21 protein-coding genes are annotated in these 18,507 nt (G+C 63.5%); 10 read left to right on the forward strand and 11 right to left on the reverse strand.

Translation table 11 applies throughout. The annotated features are described in order from the left end of the window. Positions 1 to 8: 8 nt before the first annotated feature. From tatC to CDQ92_RS07145, 9 genes are all read right to left on the reverse strand, one after another. Positions 9 to 818 (reverse strand): twin-arginine translocase subunit TatC, encoded by an 810-nt coding sequence (tatC, locus tag CDQ92_RS07105; RefSeq protein WP_088440734.1) that lies wholly within the window; start codon positions 816 to 818, stop codon positions 9 to 11. Continuing rightward, positions 815 to 1,201 carry a Sec-independent protein translocase protein TatB gene (tatB, locus tag CDQ92_RS07110; RefSeq protein ID WP_088440735.1) on the reverse strand — a complete coding sequence of 129 codons (387 nt, stop codon included), beginning with the start codon at positions 1,199 to 1,201 and terminating at the stop codon, positions 815 to 817. The genes tatC and tatB overlap by 4 nt, the downstream gene beginning before the upstream one ends. Before the next feature lie 33 nt (positions 1,202 to 1,234). Then, a complete protein-coding gene (locus CDQ92_RS07115; RefSeq protein ID WP_088440736.1) occupies positions 1,235 to 1,468 on the reverse strand; it encodes a twin-arginine translocase TatA/TatE family subunit in 234 nt (77 codons plus the stop codon). A gap of 24 nt (positions 1,469 to 1,492) precedes the next feature. Beyond that, positions 1,493 to 2,092, reverse strand: coding sequence for an SMC-Scp complex subunit ScpB (scpB, locus tag CDQ92_RS07120; protein WP_088440737.1), 600 nt, complete (start codon positions 2,090 to 2,092; stop codon positions 1,493 to 1,495). Then, a complete protein-coding gene (locus CDQ92_RS07125; RefSeq protein ID WP_188682288.1) occupies positions 2,089 to 2,877 on the reverse strand; it encodes a segregation and condensation protein A in 789 nt (262 codons plus the stop codon). Before CDQ92_RS07125 ends, scpB begins: the two co-directional genes overlap by 4 nt. Before the next feature lie 7 nt (positions 2,878 to 2,884). After that, entirely contained in the window at positions 2,885 to 3,892 is a 1,008-nt protein-coding gene (nagZ, locus tag CDQ92_RS07130) for a beta-N-acetylhexosaminidase (protein ID WP_088440738.1), read from the reverse strand. 108 nt (positions 3,893 to 4,000) lie between these two features. Further along, positions 4,001 to 4,780, reverse strand: coding sequence for an SPOR domain-containing protein (locus CDQ92_RS07135; RefSeq protein ID WP_088440739.1), 780 nt, complete (start codon positions 4,778 to 4,780; stop codon positions 4,001 to 4,003). Further along, positions 4,780 to 6,507 (reverse strand): arginine--tRNA ligase, encoded by a 1,728-nt coding sequence (gene argS / locus CDQ92_RS07140; protein ID WP_088440740.1) that lies wholly within the window; start codon positions 6,505 to 6,507, stop codon positions 4,780 to 4,782. Before argS ends, CDQ92_RS07135 begins: the two co-directional genes overlap by 1 nt. A 132-nt stretch (positions 6,508 to 6,639) precedes the next feature. Beyond that, positions 6,640 to 7,311 carry a hypothetical protein gene (locus CDQ92_RS07145; protein WP_188682286.1) on the reverse strand — a complete coding sequence of 224 codons (672 nt, stop codon included), beginning with the start codon at positions 7,309 to 7,311 and terminating at the stop codon, positions 6,640 to 6,642. A 162-nt stretch (positions 7,312 to 7,473) separates the two neighbouring features. On the opposite strand from CDQ92_RS07145, the gene ispH reads away from it, so the two are divergent. Genes ispH through rnhA form a run of 3 tightly spaced genes read left to right on the forward strand, consistent with a single transcriptional unit; the run spans position 7,474 to position 9,877 of the window. Then, positions 7,474 to 8,460 (forward strand): 4-hydroxy-3-methylbut-2-enyl diphosphate reductase, encoded by a 987-nt coding sequence (ispH, locus tag CDQ92_RS07150; RefSeq protein WP_088440741.1) that lies wholly within the window; start codon positions 7,474 to 7,476, stop codon positions 8,458 to 8,460. Continuing rightward, the gene (thrB, locus tag CDQ92_RS07155) at positions 8,460 to 9,422 is read left to right on the forward strand and encodes a homoserine kinase (RefSeq protein ID WP_088440742.1); all 963 of its coding nucleotides are present in this window, start codon (positions 8,460 to 8,462) and stop codon (positions 9,420 to 9,422) included. The genes ispH and thrB overlap by 1 nt, the downstream gene beginning before the upstream one ends. Then, positions 9,419 to 9,877, forward strand: a complete 459-nt coding sequence (rnhA, locus tag CDQ92_RS07160; RefSeq protein ID WP_088440743.1) for a ribonuclease HI — start codon at positions 9,419 to 9,421, stop codon at positions 9,875 to 9,877. The genes thrB and rnhA overlap by 4 nt, the downstream gene beginning before the upstream one ends. An 18-nt stretch (positions 9,878 to 9,895) precedes the next feature. Here rnhA and CDQ92_RS07165 read toward each other — a convergent pair whose 3' ends face one another. Both CDQ92_RS07165 and CDQ92_RS07170 read right to left on the reverse strand, forming a co-directional pair. After that, on the reverse strand, positions 9,896 to 10,072 hold the full coding sequence (locus CDQ92_RS07165; protein WP_088441443.1) for a YegP family protein: 177 nt from the start codon (positions 10,070 to 10,072) through the stop codon (positions 9,896 to 9,898). Between the two features lie 91 nt (positions 10,073 to 10,163). Continuing rightward, a complete protein-coding gene (locus CDQ92_RS07170) occupies positions 10,164 to 11,294 on the reverse strand; it encodes an NAD(P)/FAD-dependent oxidoreductase (protein WP_088440744.1) in 1,131 nt (376 codons plus the stop codon). Positions 11,295 to 11,390: 96 nt separating this feature from the next. Here CDQ92_RS07170 and CDQ92_RS07175 point away from each other — a divergent pair, with 96 nt between their 5' ends. From CDQ92_RS07175 to CDQ92_RS07205, 7 genes are all read left to right on the forward strand, one after another. Beyond that, positions 11,391 to 11,873 (forward strand): A24 family peptidase, encoded by a 483-nt coding sequence (locus CDQ92_RS07175; protein ID WP_088440745.1) that lies wholly within the window; start codon positions 11,391 to 11,393, stop codon positions 11,871 to 11,873. 54 nt (positions 11,874 to 11,927) lie between these two features. Further along, the gene (cpaB, locus tag CDQ92_RS07180) at positions 11,928 to 12,965 is read left to right on the forward strand and encodes a Flp pilus assembly protein CpaB (protein WP_088440746.1); all 1,038 of its coding nucleotides are present in this window, start codon (positions 11,928 to 11,930) and stop codon (positions 12,963 to 12,965) included. 1 nt (position 12,966) lies between these two features. Further along, positions 12,967 to 14,448, forward strand: coding sequence for a type II and III secretion system protein family protein (locus CDQ92_RS07185; RefSeq protein ID WP_088440747.1), 1,482 nt, complete (start codon positions 12,967 to 12,969; stop codon positions 14,446 to 14,448). Between the two features lie 25 nt (positions 14,449 to 14,473). Beyond that, the gene (locus CDQ92_RS07190) at positions 14,474 to 15,118 is read left to right on the forward strand and encodes a CpaD family pilus assembly protein (RefSeq protein WP_088440748.1); all 645 of its coding nucleotides are present in this window, start codon (positions 14,474 to 14,476) and stop codon (positions 15,116 to 15,118) included. Next, a complete protein-coding gene (locus CDQ92_RS07195; protein ID WP_088440749.1) occupies positions 15,115 to 16,389 on the forward strand; it encodes a pilus assembly protein CpaE in 1,275 nt (424 codons plus the stop codon). The genes CDQ92_RS07190 and CDQ92_RS07195 overlap by 4 nt, the downstream gene beginning before the upstream one ends. 57 nt (positions 16,390 to 16,446) lie before the next feature. Then, positions 16,447 to 17,415: a type II secretion system F family protein gene (locus CDQ92_RS07200; RefSeq protein ID WP_088440750.1), complete on the forward strand. Its 969-nt coding sequence runs from the start codon at positions 16,447 to 16,449 to the stop codon at positions 17,413 to 17,415. 70 nt (positions 17,416 to 17,485) lie between these two features. After that, positions 17,486 to 18,463 (forward strand): type II secretion system F family protein, encoded by a 978-nt coding sequence (locus CDQ92_RS07205; RefSeq protein WP_088441444.1) that lies wholly within the window; start codon positions 17,486 to 17,488, stop codon positions 18,461 to 18,463. Positions 18,464 to 18,507: the final 44 nt, after the last annotated feature.

The raw sequence follows: 18,507 nt of genomic DNA on the forward strand, positions 1-18,507 counted from the left end.
CACTTACCCTAAGCCTCTTCGAGAGGCTCGACAGGCGCCTCTTCGGCGCCTGTTTTGCGTCGGCGCTGGGTAAACCAGATCGCGAACAGCGACAGTTCGTAAAGCAGGATCAAGGGGAGCGCGAGCAGGAACTGGCTGAGGATATCGGGCGGGGTCGCAACGGCAGCGATCGCGAAGGCGGCGACAATCATGTATCGCCGCGCCGATACCAACTGCTCGCGCGTCACCAGCCCTGATCGCTCGATCAGCATCAGGAAAATCGGCAGCAGGAACGCGATCCCGAACGCCATGATGAACTGCATGATGAAGCTGAGGTAATTGGCCACCGACGGCAGCGCTTCCTGCTCGATCCCGCCCATATCACCCTGAAAGCCGAGCAGGAATTTCAGCGCGACGGGGACCGTCACGAAATAGGCCAGGCACGCGCCAGCGGTAAACAGCACCGGGGTCGCCAAGATGAAGGGAAGCAACGCGCGCTTTTCTTTGCGATACAGGCCGGGCGCAACGAATTTCCACAGCTGGTTGGCAATCACCGGGAAGGCGATCATCATCGATGCGAACAGCGCGACCTTGATCTGGACGAAAAACGCCTCGAACAGCTGGGTATAGATGATCTTGCCCTGTCCCGCCGCGACGAGCGGCTGGACGAGGATGCTGAAAATCGGCTCAGCAAAATAGAGGCACACGCCAAAGGCGAGCGCGATTGCGACCAGCGATTTAAGCAGCCGCGAGCGCAGTTCGATCAGATGATCGAGCAGCGGCATCTTGCCGCCCGCGCCATCGTCTTCACTGGCAGTGATCGGCGTTTCGGCGGTCATGGCAGCGGACCGTCGCGCGGCGGCACCGCATGTGTTTCGGGTGTTTCGGGTTGCGCGGTCGCCGCAGCGGCTTCGTCCGCATCCTGCTCGCTCGGAGCGTCGAGCGCCGCAGCAGCTTTGGGGGCCGGGGCGCTGACATCGTCGATCCGCGGAAATTCGCGCATGATCGCGTCATTCTGCTCGCGCCACTGTTTCTCCAGCTCTTCCAGCTCGGCCTCGCGCATCATCGTGTCGAGCCCCGACCGGAAATGCCGCGCCATCCCCCGCGCCTTACCCATCCATTTGCCGACGAAGCGCATTGCCTTCGGCAAATCTTTGGGGCCGATGACGACCAGGGCCACCACGATGACGAGCAGCAGCTCGGTGGGCGCGACGTCGAACATCGATTACAACTTCCCTCCGCCGCCGGACCAGAATCAGAGCTTGTCGTGCTCGGCCGTCGGGGTCGAAATCGGGGCGCCGTCGGGCGCGCGCTGTCCGTCGATATGCTTGGGGGCTGCCGGCGGCACATCGTCTTCGGCCATGCCCTTTTTGAAGCTTTTTATGCCTTTGGCGACATCGCCCATCATGTCGGAAAACCGGCCCTTGCCGAACAGCAGCAGCACGAGAATGCCAACCACGAGCCAGTGCCAGATGCTAAAGCTACCCATCTAAATTCTCCTTGAGAAGGTCATCTAGGCTTCTTCGCCGTCTTTTACTAGGTCCAGCTCGCCCATCGCATCGTCAAAAGCGAGGTCGACCGGATCGAGCAGGCCTGCCGCGCGCAGGTCGTCAATGCCCGGCAAATCCTTGCGGCTGCCAAGGCCAAAATGCTGCAAAAATGCGTCGGTTGTTTTGTAGATGAGCGGCCGCCCCGGCACCTCGCGGCGCCCGGCAGGCGCGATCCATTCAGCCTCCATCAGCACGTCAAGCGTGCCCTTCGAAGTCTGGACGCCGCGGATCGCCTCGATCTCGGCGCGGCTGACGGGTTCGTGATATGCGACGATCGCCAGCACTTCAGCAGCGGCGCGCGACAATTTGCGTGGATCGTCACGCTCGCGGCGGAGCAAATGCGCGAGGTCGGCGGGGGTTTGGAAATGCCAATGCCCGCCGCGTTCGACCAGTTCGATGCCGCTGCCCGCGTGGCGGGCGGCAATCGCCTGAATGAAGGCGCGCACGTCGCCGATGCTCCAGTCGTCGCCCAGCCGCGCGACGATCTGCCGCGCATCGAGTGGCTCGTCGCTGGCAAACAGCATCGCCTCTATCGCACGTTCGCGGTCGTCGATCGGGTTCATGCAGCGGGTTGTCCCATAGTCGCGGCCCTCAGGTAAAGCGGTTCGAATGCGCCTGCTTGTTTCAGGTCGACGCGCCCCTGCCGGGCCAGTTCGAGCGCGGCGACGAAACTCGAAGCAATCGCAGAACGGCGCAGCGGACCGTCATAGTCGGGCGGCAGGAAATCGGCGAGTTCGGCCCAGTCGAGCTTGATCCCGATCATCCGCTGCAAATGGTGAAGCGCGGCATCGAGCGTAATCACCGGGCGCCGTGACACCATATGGACGACGGGCTCACTGCGCAGCTTGACCTGACCATAGGCCGCCAGCAGGTCGAAGAGGCTGGCATCCCAGCGCCGCAGCTTGACGTCGCGCAGCCCCTCGGGTTTGGCGCGCAGGAACACGTCGCGGCCGATGCGGTCGCGCGCAAGCAGTCGCGCCGCCGCCTCGCGCATCGCCGCCAGCCGCTGCAAGCGCAATTGCAGGCGCAGCGCGAGCTCGTCGGGCGAGGGCTCCTCGAGCGGATCCTTGGGGAGCAGCAGCGCCGATTTGAGGTAAGCAAGCCACGCCGCCATCACCAGATAGTCGGCGGCGACCTCCAGCTTCAGCTCGCGCGCTTCCGCGATGAAGGTCAGATATTGCTCGACCAGTGCGAGGATCGAAATCTGCTTGAGATCGACCTTCTGGCTGCGCGCGAGCGTGAGCAGCAGGTCGAGCGGCCCTTCCCAGCTTTCCAGCGACAGCTGCAGCGCGCCGTCATGGTCTGGCGCGGTCGGCGCCACCTCGAAATCGAGCGCCAGTTCGTCCATTGCCCGCTCAGGCAACCGCGAGCAGCGCGTCGCGCTGGTCGACCAACGTGGCAAAGGCCCGGTCGTCCGCCACTCCAGAGACACGGTCCATCGCGCCTTCGAGCCGCGCGCGCGACACGGTGCTGATCGGATCGAGCGCATTGGCGATGCCCACCATATCGTCCATCTTGGCCCAGCAATTGAGCGCGATATCGCAGCCCGCCGCGACCGCGTCGGCAGCGCGCGACGGCACGTCGCCCGACAAGGCCTTCATATCGAGATCGTCCGACATCAGCAGGCCGTGAAAGCCAACCCGCTGGCGGATCACGCTGTCGATGATGGTTGGTGACAAGGTCGCGGGTCGCTCAGGATCCCATGCTTCGAATATGACATGACAGGTCATCGCCATCGCCGCATCACGCAGCGCGGCGAAGGGCGCGAGGTCGGTCTGGAGTTCGCGATCGGTCGCGGTGACGATCGGCAGCGCCTCATGCGTGTCGAGCAGCGCGCGGCCGTGGCCGGGAATATGTTTGACGATGCCGACAACGCCGCCATCCTGCAGTCCGCCCAGAATTGCGCGCCCCAATGCCGCAACGCGCATCGGTTCGCTGCCAAGCGCGCGGTCGCCGATGATGTCGCTCGCGCCCGGCTGGCGCACGTCGAGCAAGGGCAGGCAATCCACATTGATGCCGACTTCGGCGAGCATCGCGGCGAGCGCCATCGCGTTCAGCCGCGCCGCCTCGATCGCGCTCGCGGGCGCGCGTTCGTAGAGCGCGTCGAAGGTCGCGCCACTCGGAAAGGGCGGCCATTCGGGCGACTTCATCCGCGCGACGCGGCCGCCCTCCTGATCGATCAGGATCGGTACATTATCCCGCCCATCCAGCGCGCGCAGCGCATCCGTCAAGCGCCGCAGCTGTTCGCGATTTTCGATGTTGCGCCCGAACAGGATATAGCCTGCGGGATCGCTGTCGCGAAAGAAGGCGCGTTCGTCGTCGGTGAGGGTCAGTCCCGAAAGGCCGAAAATGGCGGGTATCATTGTGCTTCAAACTCCATCGGCCGCCACCCCCTCATGCGGCTACCACCCCATGCAACATGCCATAGCGGCGCGATTGTACCAACGGAGTCTGCGGCCAAACGGGCCGAATCAGCGAACGACGACGCAATTTTCACCCGCAACGCGCAATTTTCCGCACAGATTCGCAGCGTTAGCGGCCGTTCCCGCCGACACGCGCAAGCGATAGACGGTGCCATCGCCCACCTTGGCTGGTGCGACCGATTTGTTGAGGTCGGCGAGATAGGCAAAGCGTTTCGACAGGTTCGTCCACGCCTTGGCCGCGGCGGCATCGCTGCTGAACGCGCCGAGCTGAATCATCGCCGATCCTGCGGCGGCGGGCGCTGCTTTGACCGCTGCGTCGGGCGTCTTGACCGACGTGGCGGCGAGCTTCGGCTGCTCCTTTGTTGCTACGACCGCCGGTCTGGCTTTCGCCTTTGCCGCAGCGGCCTTGTCCGCCGCCGCCTTGGCGCTGGCCGCTTCGCGCTCCTGCGGCGTCACGGCGGGTTCTTCGGGCATCCGCGTCGGATCGACCTTCCCGGCGGGCTCGGCACCTTCGCTGGCCGAGAAGCTGGCATCGCCCTCACCTTCAAAGGTCTTCGCGCCATCATTCTTGGGCGCGATCTTGTAACTGCCGTCCTGCGCCGCGATCAGCTCGCCCTTGCCGCGCGCGCCGCCGTTCTGGACCCACCACAGGCCGCCGAGCACCGCGCCGATCAACAGCAGCCCGCCCAGCACCATGACCAGCAAACGCGCCGGCGAGACGTCGCCATCTTCCTCCACCCCGTCGGCGGCTTCGAGCCAAGGCAGACGGTCTTCGCTTTCCAGCCCCAGTCCGGCATCGCCCTGGTCGGCGTATTTGTCCTCGGCCATCACTTCATCTCCTCGAGCGCCTCAACCCCCATCAGGTGCAGCCCGTTACGGATAACCTGCCCGATTCCGTCGGCCAAATAAAGGCGAGTCGCGGTCAGTTCGGGGTCATTTGCCAAAATGACACGCGCGTCGGGACGATCGTTGCCAAGGTTCCACCAGGCGTGGAACGCCGCGGCGACGTCGCCGAGATAGAAAGCGATGCGGTGCGGCTCCCGCGCCGAAGCCGCCGCCTCGACGATGCGCGGAAATTGCGCGAGCAGTTTGACGAGGCCGAGCTCATAATCGTCGAGGCGGTCCGCGTTCGGTGCGGCATCCGCGACACCTGCTTCGGCCAGCTTGCGCTTCAATGATGCGATCCGGGCATGGGCGTATTGGACATAAAAGACGGGGTTGTCGCGTGACGCCTCGACCACCTTGGCAAAGTCGAAATCCATCTGCGCGTCGGCTTTACGCGTCAGCATAGTGAAACGCACCGCATCCTTGCCAACCTCGTCGACGATGTCGGCCAGCGTCACGAAATTGCCGGCGCGCTTTGACATTTTGAACGGTTCGCCATTTTTGAGCAGGCGAACCATCTGGACCAGCTTGACGTCGAATTTCTTCTTGCCGTCGGTCAGCGCGGCGACCGCAGCCTTGATCCGCTTGACCGTCCCCGCATGGTCGGCGCCCCAGATGTCGATCAACTCGTCGGCGGTTTCGGCCTTTTGGAAATGATAGGCGAGGTCGGCGCCGAAATAGGTCCAGCTGCCGTCCGATTTTTTGATCGGCCGGTCCTGGTCGTCGCCGAACTTGGTCGAGCGGAACAGCGGCAGCTCGACCGGTTCCCAATCCTCGGGCGTCTCGCCCTTCGGCGCTTCGAGCACGCCGTCATAGACCAGGTCATTGTCGCGCAGCCATTTTTCGGCGGTCTCGGGCTTTCCTGCCGCCTGCAACTCGGCTTCGGACGAAAACAGATCGTGATGGATGCCGAGTTTGGCGAGGTCGGCGCGGATCATGTCCATCATCGCACTGACCGCCTCGGCGCGGAACAGCCCAAGCCACGCGCTTTCGGGCGCGCCGACGAAGCGGTCGCCATATTCGGTGGCCAGCTTGCCCGCGACGGGGATCAGATAATCGCCGGGATAGAGCCCTTCAGGCACCGCCCCGACGTCTTCGCCAAGCGCCTCACGGTAGCGCAGATGGACCGATCGCGCGAGCACGTCGACCTGTCCCCCCGCGTCGTTGACATAATATTCGCGGATCACGTCGTAGCCCGAATATTCGAGCAGCGCCGCCAGTGCATCGCCAACCACCGCGCCGCGGCAATGGCCGACGTGCATCGGGCCGGTCGGGTTCGCCGACACATATTCGACATTGACCCGCCGCCCCTGCCCCATGGCCGAACGACCATAATCGTTGGCTGCGCCATGGATCAGCGCCAGCTCTTCGCGCCAGCTGCCATCGACGAGGTGCAAGTTGATGAACCCCGGCCCGGCGACACTCGCCTCGGTCACTTCATCGAGCGCGCCGAGTTCAGCAGCCAGCAGGTCGGCAAGCGCGCGCGGGTTCATCCCGGCAGGCTTGGCGAGTACCATCGCGGCATTGGTTGCGACATCGCCATGGGCGGGATCGCGCGGCGGTTCGGCGCTGATCGCGGCGCGATCGAGCCCGGCAGGTAGGGCGCCTTTGGCGACAAGCGCATCGAGCGCGACGTCGATATGGTCGGAAAAGCGGCTGAACAGGGTCACGGGCTGGGCCTATCTTCGATCAGAACAGTCTTGCGCGCGCCCTATCGCAGCTGAGCGGGCGCGAAAAGCCCCGCGTCGCCCGGTCGGCGCGCGGGGCCATCGAAATGCGAACGGCGCCGCGCGCCGCCGCGGCTATCGTCGGACGTTATATTCGAGCTGTTCCTGCGTCAGCTGGAAACCGATCAGCAGTTCGAAACTGGCGCGCTGCACGGCGGCGCGCACTTCGGGCTGGCTGAGCGGATCGATCGCAGCGTCCTGGTCGCCCGCTTTGCGCTTGCGGGTGATGCGTTCCTGAATGTCGGCCGGCAAAGTCGCGGCGGCGCGATCGACATAAGCCGATGCCTGCGCCCGGCCGGTACCGCGCGTCTGCCCTTCGGGGAAAGCGACCACAACATTGCCAAGTCGCTTGGCAACCACGGCGGTGCCGCCCTGCAGGACCGTGCCATAATAAGGCAAAGTCACCGACCGCGCCGGACCGGCATCGCGGCGCGTCGCGACGACGTCGAAACTGGCGAGCTGATAAACCTTCTCACTCGCATCATTGCACTGCGGCGTCACATTGGTGATTGCAGCAACAATATCGATGGCGCGCGCATCGCGGCTGGTTGCTGGGTCGAAAAGGGTGATGTCGCCGGTGTGCAGCGGCACCGCCACCGCGGGACAGGCGCTACGCGTTGCGGTGATGCCGACACCGCCCGCGACATCGATTTCATTGTCCTTCGCACAGCCCGCCGCCGTCGCCATGGCCGCCGTGCCGCACAGCACAGTCAGGAATTTACGCGACGGGAACGAAATGGACATCATGATAAACGGGCTTTCCAAACAGGCTTGCCAATGCGGCTTGCGGTGCATCGGGATGGTCGATCCCGCGTCATGCGCGCCGCTTCTTATCGGTGCGATGAACGCGGCGCAACACGGACGAACTTCTTTACCCGGCGCCATATGCTGCGCTAGAGCGCCCGCATCATGAACGCTCCCCATCTGACACCGCGCCCGAACGGCGACGAAACCGCAGAACTCAAGGTTTTGATCGCGGCACCGCGCGGCTTTTGCGCGGGCGTCGATCGCGCGATCCGTATCGTCGAACTGGCGCTAGAGCGGTTTGGCGCGCCGGTTTATGTTCGTCACGAGATCGTCCACAATCGCTATGTCGTCGATACGCTGAAGGCGCAGGGCGCGATTTTTGTCGAATCGCTCGATCAGGTTCCCGACGGCGTCCCGGTGGTATTCAGCGCCCACGGAGTCCCCAAAGCGGTCCCCGCCAAGGCCGAAATGCGCGGGCTCGACTATATCGACGCGACCTGTCCGCTGGTATCGAAGGTCCATCGCCAGGCTGAGCGGGCGCATGAATCGGGACGACACATCATATTTGTCGGCCATGCCGGACACCCCGAAGTCATCGGCACGCTGGGCCAGTTGCCTGAAGGCGCGATGACGTTGGTCGAATCGGTCGACGATGTCGCAGCACTGGCGCCGTCCGATCCCGATATGTTGGCGTTCCTGACGCAGACCACGCTGTCGGTCGACGATACGCGCGATATCGTGACAGCGCTGCAACATCGCTTCCCGGCCATCACCGGGCCGCGCGGCGAGGATATTTGCTACGCAACCTCGAACCGGCAGGACGCGGTCAAGGCGATCGCCGAAGATTGCGACTGCATGATCGTGATCGGCGCGCCAAACAGCTCGAACAGCCTGCGTCTCGTTGAAGTTGCGCAGCGGATGGGAACCCCCGCGCATCTGGTCCAGCGCGGCATCGATGTAGATCCCGACTGGCTCACCGATATCGCAACGCTCGGCATCACGGCAGGCGCCAGTGCGCCCGAGACGCTTGTCCGCGAAGTCATCGACGCCGTCGCTGCGCACCGGCGGATCGTCGAGGAGGTCGTGGTCACGGCCGAGGAAAATATGGTGTTCAAACTGCCGCGCGGGCTAGAACCGGCGTCCGCCTGATGGCGGTTTATACGCACGTTGACCCTGACGACCTGGCCGCACTTGTGGCGCGATATGAGATGGGCAGCGTCCTGTCGTGCAAGGGCATTGCCGAGGGCGTCGAGAACAGCAACTTCCTGCTCGAGACGACCGGCGGGCGCTTCATCCTCACCCTCTATGAAAAACGCGTGCGTGAAGGCGACCTGCCGTTCTTTGTCGATCTGCTCGATCATCTTGCGGCCAGCGGTTCGCCAGTCCCCGCAATGATCCGCGACCGCAGCGGCAGCGCCGTTCAGCAGATTTCAGGGCGCGCCGCCTGCATCATCCAGTTTCTGCCGGGTATCTCGCTGACCCATCCCACGCCAGCGCAGTGCGAGGCGGCAGGTGTCGCTTTGGGCGCCATGCACCGCGCGCTGGCCGGATATGATGGTGCCCGCGCGAACAGCATGGGCCATCGTCATTGGCGAGAGGTCGCAAATGCTACCGGCGATCTCGACGCGGTCCGTCCGGGCTTGCAAGCGACTGTCGACGAAGAGCTTGGCTTTTTGGATGCCCATTGGCCGACAGACCTGCCCGCGCATGTCATCCATGCCGACCTGTTTCCCGACAATGTGCTGATGCTCGGCGACCGGGTAACGGGGCTGATAGACTTCTATTTCGCTGCCAGCGATTTCCGGGCGTATGATCTCGTGATCACGCACGCGGCGTGGACCTTTTCCGCCGATGGCAGCACCTGCGACCCGGCCCTGGCGCAGGCACTGATGCGCGGTTATGCACGCGAAATCGCGTTGACTGATGGGGAGATTGCCGCCTTGCCGACGCTCGCGCGCGGCGCGTCGCTGCGTTTCCTGCTGACCCGCGCGCATGACTGGGTCCACACCCCTGCCGACGCGCTGGTCACCCGCAAAGACCCCTCGCCCTTCCTCGCGCGCCTGCTGCGCTATCGCGCCGACGACGCTGCCCGTCTGTTTTCCCCCGCATGAGCGACGCACAAAGCAAGACGGTGATCGTCGCGACCGACGGCGCGTGCAAGGGCAACCCTGGTCCGGGCGGCTGGGGCGCGGTGCTGCGCTGGGGCGATGTGGTGAAAAAGCTGTCGGGGGGCGAACCCGACACGACGAACAATCGTATGGAGCTGATGGCGGCGATCGAAGCACTGGCCGCGCTGAAACGGCGCTGTAACGTCGAGCTATCCACCGACAGCGTCTATGTCCGCGACGGCATCACCAAATGGATCTTTGGCTGGCAGAAGAACGGCTGGAAGACCGCCGCCAAAAAGCCGGTGGCCAATGCCGACCTGTGGCAGCGGCTACTCGCCGAGGCCAAGCGCCACGACATCGAATGGCTGTGGGTCAAGGGCCACGCCGGGCATGGCGATAACGAGATCGCCGATCAGTTGGCGAGCGATGCCGCATTGGAAGTAGCGCGGGCGCGCTAAACGCCCGCGCCCGCCAAATCATTCGGCCTCGCGCGTTTCGGCTGCGGGTCCGTTCTTCTTGATCGATTCGATCGCATTGATCGCCGACGCCTTGCTGGAATAACCCTCGGTCCAGAAAATCGTTTCGCTGTTATATTTGAAATAGGCGACATGCTCGCCGGCCTTGTTCTTCTTGATCTCGAAATAATGGGCCATCGGATCCTCCATCGGTCGTTGTCGCGCCCAAGGTGTCGCGACGCATCCATCGTAAGCAGACGGCTGCGGCGCGCAAGACGCCAGATTGATATCAGGCGAAGCGCGACGCCGCGAAGGGCGCCGGATCGACGGCGCCGATCTTGCCGTTGGGCGCCGGCGCCCCGAGCTGTGCGGCAAGCATCGCCGCGATGGCGGGCGCCGTCTGGATACCGAAGCCGCCTTGCCCGGCGCACCAGATGAAACCGGGCTGGTGCGGGTCAGCACCGAACACCGGGATACGGTCGGGCGCAAAGCTGCGCAGTCCCGCCCATTTGCGCTCGACCGCGGCGACGGGCCAGTCGACGACTGCTTGCAAACGGTCAATCGCGATCGCGACGTCGACATCTTCCGGCGCGGCATCATGCGGATCGACCGGCGTTTCGTCATGCGGGCTGAGCCACACCCGACCTTGGCTTTCGCCCTTGAAATAGAAATCACCGCCGACGTGGATGATCAGCGGCAACTCGGCTGGGACCGGCACACCCAGCCGCAGCTGAATCACGGTGCGGCGATAGGGCTGGATCCCGATCGGCGCGACCCCGCACGCCGCGGCCACTCGGTCGGCCCACGCACCCGCCGCGTTGACAATCAGCGCCGCGTGGATCGACTCCCCGCCCACTTCGACGTCCCACCCGCTCGCAGCCCGCCGCGCCGATCGCAGTGGCGCGCGGGTCGCGATACGCGCCCCGGCGCGCCTGGCGGCGCGCAGATAGGCCGCGTGAAGCGCCGCGACATCGATGTCGCTGCAAGCCGCCTCATAGGCCGCTTCGCTCCACTCCGGGCGGACACCCGGGATTCTTGCGGCGATCTCGGCCGCGCCCATCCGCACAACTGCGACGCCTTTGGCGGAAAACTTGGCGGTAAAGGCATCAACTGCGGACGCTTCGCCGCGCTGGCCGATCGTCAATGCGGCGCGCGGCGACAGGAATCCATGTTCGGAAAATTCGGGCGCCGGGCGGGCAAGGGTGTCGAAGGATGCAGCCGACAGCGGCTGGACTCGCGCGCCACCATAGGTCTCATGCCAGAATGCGGCCGAACGGCCGGTCGCGTGATAGCCCGGCGCATCTTCCGCCTCGATCAGCATGACCCGGCGCCAGGGCGCCAGCGCAGCGGCCAGACTGGCGCCGGCGATGCCTGCGCCGACGATCAGCACGTCGGTGGCAGAAGGCGGCGCGGCGGTCATGCCCCGCCGCATATCCAATGGCCCGCGGAATGCAAGCCGCACCGCCCACCCCGCATGGTTACTCTTTGGTAAGCCATGTTGCGTAGGAGGTCGCCGATGGACAGCGGCACGATCTCCCTTGGCCTGATGGCCGTGTTAGGCCTGTTGATGATCGCCGCGGCGATCAGCGACCTCCGGTCACGGACCATCTCGAACGAGCTCAACGCGGCCGTGGCGCTGCTGGCGATCCCCTTCTGGATCGCGAGCGGCCTTGCGATCTGGCCCGACATCGCGCTTCAGTTCGCCGCCGCCTTTGCCGTCTTCCTCGTTTTCGCCGGATTGTTCGCAATCGGCGCGATGGGCGGGGGCGATGTAAAGATGATCGGGGCGGTCATGCTCTGGATCCCGCTACCCCTGTTCATGCCGACACTGACCGTCATGGCGATTGGTGGCGGCATCCTGTCGGCGATCATGCTTATACATTTGAAATTACGCCGTTCGGATAAGCCGGTGGAGGTGCCCTATGGGGTGGCCATTGCCGCTGCCGGACTTTGGGCGCTTCACCAACAATATCTTAACCAGTTTCAGGCTATCGGATGAACCTGAGGGCAAACACCGCCGTGTCTGGCTGGTGTTAGGAGGCGAAAAATCGTCATGGATACGCGAAAGATTATGCTGATCGTTGGCGCGCTGGTCATTGCGATCGGTGCGGCATTCGGGGTCAATCAGATGATGCGGGGAGCTTCGACGCCGGAAGCTCGGGCCGCAGCGGCGCCGGAGATTACCGGCCCGATGATCCTGGTCGCAACGCGGCAGCTGCCAGTGGGGACGATCATCGGCCCAGACAGCTTCCGGTTCCAGCCCTGGCCGAAAGAGTTGGTCGAAAAGGCGTATTTCATGAAGGAAAAGACCGACGTCAACACGTTGGTCGGCACCGTCGTGCGCTATCCGATCACCGCCGGTCAGCCGCTGACCCAGGGCGCGCTCGTCCATCCTGACGATCGCGGCTTCCTTGCTGCGGCGCTTGGCCCCGGCATGCGTGCCGTGACGGTCAAGGTCAGCCAGGAACAGGGTGTCGCCGGCTTCGTCTTCCCGGGTGACCGCGTCGACGTGCTGCTCGCCCAGACGATTGAGGTCAAGGAAGGCAGCTCCTATCCCGACGACCAGATTTTCACAGCCGAAACGATCGTGCGCAATGTCCGCGTGCTCGCCACCGACCAGCGCTACGACGCCGAGGACGAGACCGGCAAAACCCCGGTCCGTACCTTTGGCTCGGTCACGCTCGAGGCGACGCCCGATCTCGCAGAACGCATCGCGGTGGCGCAGAGCATGGGCAAATTGTCGCTCGCGCTGCGCCCGCTGGCCGAAAGCAGCGGCGAACTCGAAGCGGCGATTGCGTCGGGCGAAATCAGCGTTCCCGCCAAGGGCGGCACCGAAGCTGAACGCCGCATGCTGGCGCAGGCTCAGGCGCGCCCCGTGACGTCGAAGACGGCGACAACCGGCGGCGACGTATCGCGTTTCTGGATCCCGGTCAGCGGCCGTGTCGGCGGCGGATCGCGTCCGCAGCAGCAAGCAGCTGGAATGCCCGCGGCGCCTTCAGGTGGCAATTATGGGCCGGCAGCATCGAGTGGGCCGGTCGTCCGCATCACCCGCGGCGACAAGGTGACCGAAGTTTCGGTTGGGGGTAAGTAAGATGAACAGCAAAGCCAATTTCAAGGCAGCGGCCCTCGCCCGCACCCTGGCCATCGGCCTGGTGGCAGCGACACTGGTTTCCGCTCCCTCAGCGCCGGTCGCGGCGCAGGCGACCCAGAACGCCAGCAGCAGCATCGACCTGTCGGTCGGCCGTGGCCGCCTGATCAGCCTTCCTGCCGCGATGACCGACATCTTCGTCGCCAATGACGAGGTCGCCGATGTTCAGGTCCGCTCAGGTCGTCAGCTCTATATCTTTGGCAAAAAGCCGGGTGAGACCAGCATCTACGCCACCGACGCCAGCGGCCGGGTCGTGTTTTCGACCGTCGCCCGCGTTGGCAACAATATCGAAACGATCGACCAGATGCTTTCGCTGGCGATGCCCGAGGCGAGCATTTCGGCGAACACGATGAACGGCTTTGTGCTGCTCACCGGCACGGTCCAATCGCCCGACGATGCGGCCGAGGCCGAAATGCTGGTTCAGGCGTTTGTCGGCGAAGGCACCAAAGTGTTGTCGCGGCTGCGTACCGCGACGCCGCTGCAGGTCAACCTGCAGGTGCGCATCGCTGAAGTGAACCGTTCGCTGGTCAAGGAAATCAGTGGCAATGTGCTGACCCGCGATACCGACGGCCCGCTCGGCAACGGATTCCTCGGCGGCGTTTTCGGCGGCCGCAGCGCAGGATCGATCACCACCGACGCGAATGGCAACACGACCTATAACATCACGACACCCTCTGGCACGCGTAGCCTGGCCGGTGCCGGACGTCTGTTCGGGCTCGATCTGATTTCTTCGCTTGATCTGGGCGAACGGTCGGGCATGGTGGCGACACTGGCGCAGCCGAACCTGACCGCGATTTCTGGCGAGACTGCAGATTTCCTCGCCGGCGGCGAATTCCCCGTCCCGATCCCCGGGAACCTCACGGGGACGACGATCGAATATCGCAAATATGGCGTCAGCTTGGCCTATACCCCGACGGTCCTTTCCAACGGCCGTATCAGCCTGCGTGTTCGCCCCGAGGTGTCCGAACTTTCGACCGAAGGCGCGATCGAACTCGACGGTTTTCAGGTGCCTGCACTCACCGTGCGCCGCGCCGAAACAACGGTCGAGCTGGGATCAGGCGAAAGCTTCATGATCGCCGGGCTGATGAACAACCGCTCGATTGGTGCGATCGACAAAATGCCCGGTCTTGGCGACGTGCCGCTGCTTGGCATGCTGTTCAAATCGGACAGCTTCCGGCGCGGCGAAACCGAGCTGGTCATCGTGGTAACGCCCTATCTGGTGCAGCCGGTGTCGGCGAACGAGATCAAGTTACCGACCGACGCGTTTCAGGACGCCAACGACCTGCAGCGGTTGCTTCTCAACCAGACGGGTGACGGCGTGACGGGCGGCGACCGCCCGAAACCGCGGCTCGATACCAATGTCGGCGATGCCGATCGTCCGCGGGGCAGCAGCGTCGACGCCGCGCCCGGTTTCAGCATCAAGTGATGGGCAGGATTTCAGGAGCAAAGTGATGAAGAAAATCGCAACTTGGACAATCCTGGCCTTGAGCACATCGCTCGCGGGATGCTCGGGCGCCGCCCACAGCAACCGCAGCCTCGATTCGGTGCATCAGCCAGTCGTGCGCAATGCCATCCATCAATTCGATGTGGCGGCCACGAGCGGCGACCTGCCGCCTAGCGAACAAGGCCGCCTGCAAGGCTGGTTCGACGCGATGGGCGTGCGCTACGGCGACCGGATTTCGATCGAGGATCCTTCGGCTTATGGCGCCGCCTCGGCGCAGGCAACGGTACGATCGATGATCGAACGTCGCGGACTGCTGATCAGCAATGATGTGCCGGTGACCACTGGCGCAGTGCCGCAGGGCCATCTACGCATCATCGTCACGCGTGCCTCCGCTTTCGTTCCTGGCTGCCCCGATTGGGCAACGAAATCGTCACTCAATCCGACCAACGCAACCTCGTCAAATTACGGCTGCGCGACCAACAGCAACCTTGCTGCGATGGTCGCCGACCCGAACGACCTGATTAAGGGTGCGCGAAGCACCAGCAACGATCCCTCGATGGCAACGCGGGCGATCAAAACCTTCCGCGAAAAGCCGCCAACGGGTGGCGGCGAACTGCGTGGCCAGGCAACCAGCGAAGGAGGCGGCAAGTGAACGCGCCATTCAAATCAGCGGGACTGCGCGATCCGTTCAGCGCCTATGTCTGTGACGACGATACGCTGGAGTTGATCCGCGCAGCAGCAAATGACATGGGCTGGCCGATCGAAAAATGTAACAAGGGCGGTCTGCGCAATGCCGTCCAGTCACTTTCGGTGTCCGCCAGCCCGAACATCCTGTTCGTTGACATGTCGGAATCGGGTGACCCGATCAATGATATCAACGCGCTCGCCGAAGTCTGCGAACCCGGCACCGTCGTGATCGCGGCAGGCCAGGTCAACGATGTCCGCCTGTACCGCGACCTGCTGTCGAGCGGCATCCAGGATTATCTGCTCAAGCCGTTGTCGCTGGAACAGGTTCGCGAATCGCTGACGATGGCGCAAGCGATGCTGACCGCGCCAAAACATGCCGACGCACTCGACGATAAACCGCATCACATGATGGCGGTGGTCGGGGTTCGCGGCGGCGTCGGGGCTTCGCTCGTATCAACCTCGCTCGCTTGGGCGATGAGCGAACAGGCGGGCCGCCAGACCGCGCTTCTCGACCTTGACGTCCACTTCGGCACCGGCGCGCTGACGCTCGATCTCGAACCCGGCCGCGGCCTGATCGACGCAATCGACAACCCCAGCCGCATCGACGGCCTGTTCATCGAACGCGCCATGGTACGCGCGTCGGACAAGCTCAGCCTGCTATCTGCAGAAGCGCCGATCCACCAGCCGGTGATGACGGACGGTTCGGCCTTTTTCCAGCTGGAGGAAGAGCTGCGCGGCGCGTTCGAAATGACGATCGTCGATATCCCGCGTCAGGTGCTGATCCCCTTCCCCCACCTTGTGGCGGAAGCCGGAACGATCCTGCTGGTTAGCGACGTGACGCTAGCGGCCGCGCGCGATACGATTCGCCTTTTGTCCTGGTTCAAACAGAATGTGCCCGGCGCTCGCGTGGTACTGGTGGCCAATAAGTTCCAGAATGCCATTGGCGAATTGTCACGCAAGGAATTCGAATCTTCGATCGAGCGCCAGATTGACGTCGTCATCCCGTTCGATCCGAAACTGGTCTGCCAATCGGCAAAGCTCGGAAAGTCTTACGCCGAGGTCTGTAAGGGTACGAAAGCGGCCCTGGTGTGGAGCAATCTGATGCGCCTGATCCTCGATGGCGCCGATATCGAAGCCGAAGAAGCGCAGGCAGCCGCGGCCAAGGGCAAATCGGGCGGCTCGCTGCTCGGCAAGCTGGGGCTGATGACGAAAAAGGGCGCAAAACAGGCGGCTTGACGGACAGCTTTGCGGGTCGTCAACACCATTAAGCGATAGAAGCGGACAACTGCCGACATGAACCTGCCAGTCATCCTTATCATTGCGGGCGCCTTTGCGGCCTTTGCCCTGCTCGTCATTCTGCTGGGCGGGCCATCCGTCGGCAAGGCAAAGACGCGCCGACTGGCGATGGTGAAGGATCGCCACGCGGCCTCGACCGAGGCCGTGGTGGCGGCGCAGATGCGCAAGACCATCCAGTCGGCAGGCCGCGGCGGTACAACGCTGACGAGCCTGATGCCGCGCCGAGAAGAGATGGAAAAGCGCCTTCGCCGCACCGGCAAGGGATGGACGCTGACGCAGTATATGATTGCGTCGATGGCGCTGTTCGTTGTCGTTACCGGCGGATTGCTCGCCGTTCGCGCGCCGTTCATGATGGCGGCAATGATCGGGCTCTTCCTGAGCCTCGGCCTTCCCTATCTGGTTGTCGGCCGTGCGATCAAAAAGCGTGTCGCGAAGTTCAATACCCGCTTTCCCGACGCGATCGACCTGCTCGTGCGCGGCCTGCGGTCCGGTTTGCCGGTCACCGAAACCTTCCAGATCGTCAGTCAGGAACTCCCTGGACCGGTCGGTGAAGAATTCAAAGGCGTCATTGAGCGCATCCGCATCGGCAATACGATGGAGGCCGCTCTGCAAGAAACGGCTGTGATGCTCGGTACGCCCGAGTTCCAGTTCTTTTGCATCACTATCCAGATTCAGCGTGAGACGGGCGGCAATTTGGCTGAGACGCTGTCCAACCTGTCTGACGTGCTGCGCAAGCGAGCGCAAATGAAGCTGAAGATCCGCGCCATGTCGTCCGAAGCGAAAGCCTCGGCCTATATCGTTGGCGCGCTGCCCTTCTTTGTCTTTGGCGTGGTCTGGTCGATGAACCCTGAGTACCTCGCTGGCTTTTTTTACGAGCAACGGCTCATCATCACTGGTTTGGGGGGCTTGATCTGGATGAGCATAGGCGCAGGCATCATGGCCAAAATGATCAGCTTCGAAATTTGAAGGCGCGAAAACCGTGAACAGCAGCCTCCTTCTCACCACCTTCACCGGCGCTCAAGCCGGCCCAACACTCATGGGCGTCGACGTCATCTGGGCCGGCACTTTACTGGCCGCGGTCGGCGTCTTCGCAGTATTGTTCGCCATTTATGGCGCGCTGACTGTGCGCAATCCGATGACCAAGCGCGTCAAGGCGCTCAACGACCGCCGCGAACAACTGAAAGCGGGAATCACCGCATCGACCGCAAAACGCCGCGCCAAGCTGGTTCGCAAAAACCAGCATGCCGACAAAATGCGCACCTTCCTGGGCAAGCTGCAAGTGCTGCAGGAAGAACAGATCAAAGAGGTTCAGCAGAAACTGGCACAGGCTGGTATCCGATCAAAGGATCTGGCCGTCGCGGTGATCTTTGGCCGGTTGGTGCTGCCTATCGTGTTTGGCGGTCTCGCTGCTTTGCTGATCTATGGGCTCGACATGTGGCCTGACCTGACGCCGTTCAAGCGTTCGGGCGCGACCATGGCGGCGCTCGTCCTTGGTTACAAAGCGCCCGATCTGTTCGTCCAGAACAAGCGAACCAAGCGGACCGATGCCATTCGAAAAGGCCTTCCTGACGCGCTCGATCTGCTCGTGATCTGCGCCGAAGCCGGTTTGACGGTCGATTCTGCCTTTTCGCGCGTGTCGAAGGAACTGGGCCGCGCTTATCCCGAACTGGGCGAGGAATTCGCGCTCACCTCGATCGAGCTCGGCTTTTTGACCGAGCGCCGTCAGGCGTTCGAAAACCTGGCTTACCGCGTCGATCTGGAATCGGTGAAGGGTGTGGTCACGACCATGATCCAGACCGAAAAATACGGTACACCGCTCGCCAGCGCACTGCGCGTACTATCGGCAGAATTCCGCAACGAACGCATGATGCGCGCCGAAGAAAAGGCCGCGCGCTTGCCCGCGATCATGACGGTGCCGCTGATCCTGTTCATTCTGCCGGTGTTGTTCATCGTCATCTTGGGTCCGGCGGCCTGTTCGCTCAGCGATGCGATGTCGGGCGGCAGCTTCGGCTGATCGTCACGACGGTTCGAAGACACGATACAAGGGGCGGGCGCAAA

Source organism: Sphingopyxis bauzanensis (assembly GCF_002205675.1).
GTDB lineage: Bacteria > Pseudomonadota > Alphaproteobacteria > Sphingomonadales > Sphingomonadaceae > Sphingopyxis > Sphingopyxis bauzanensis.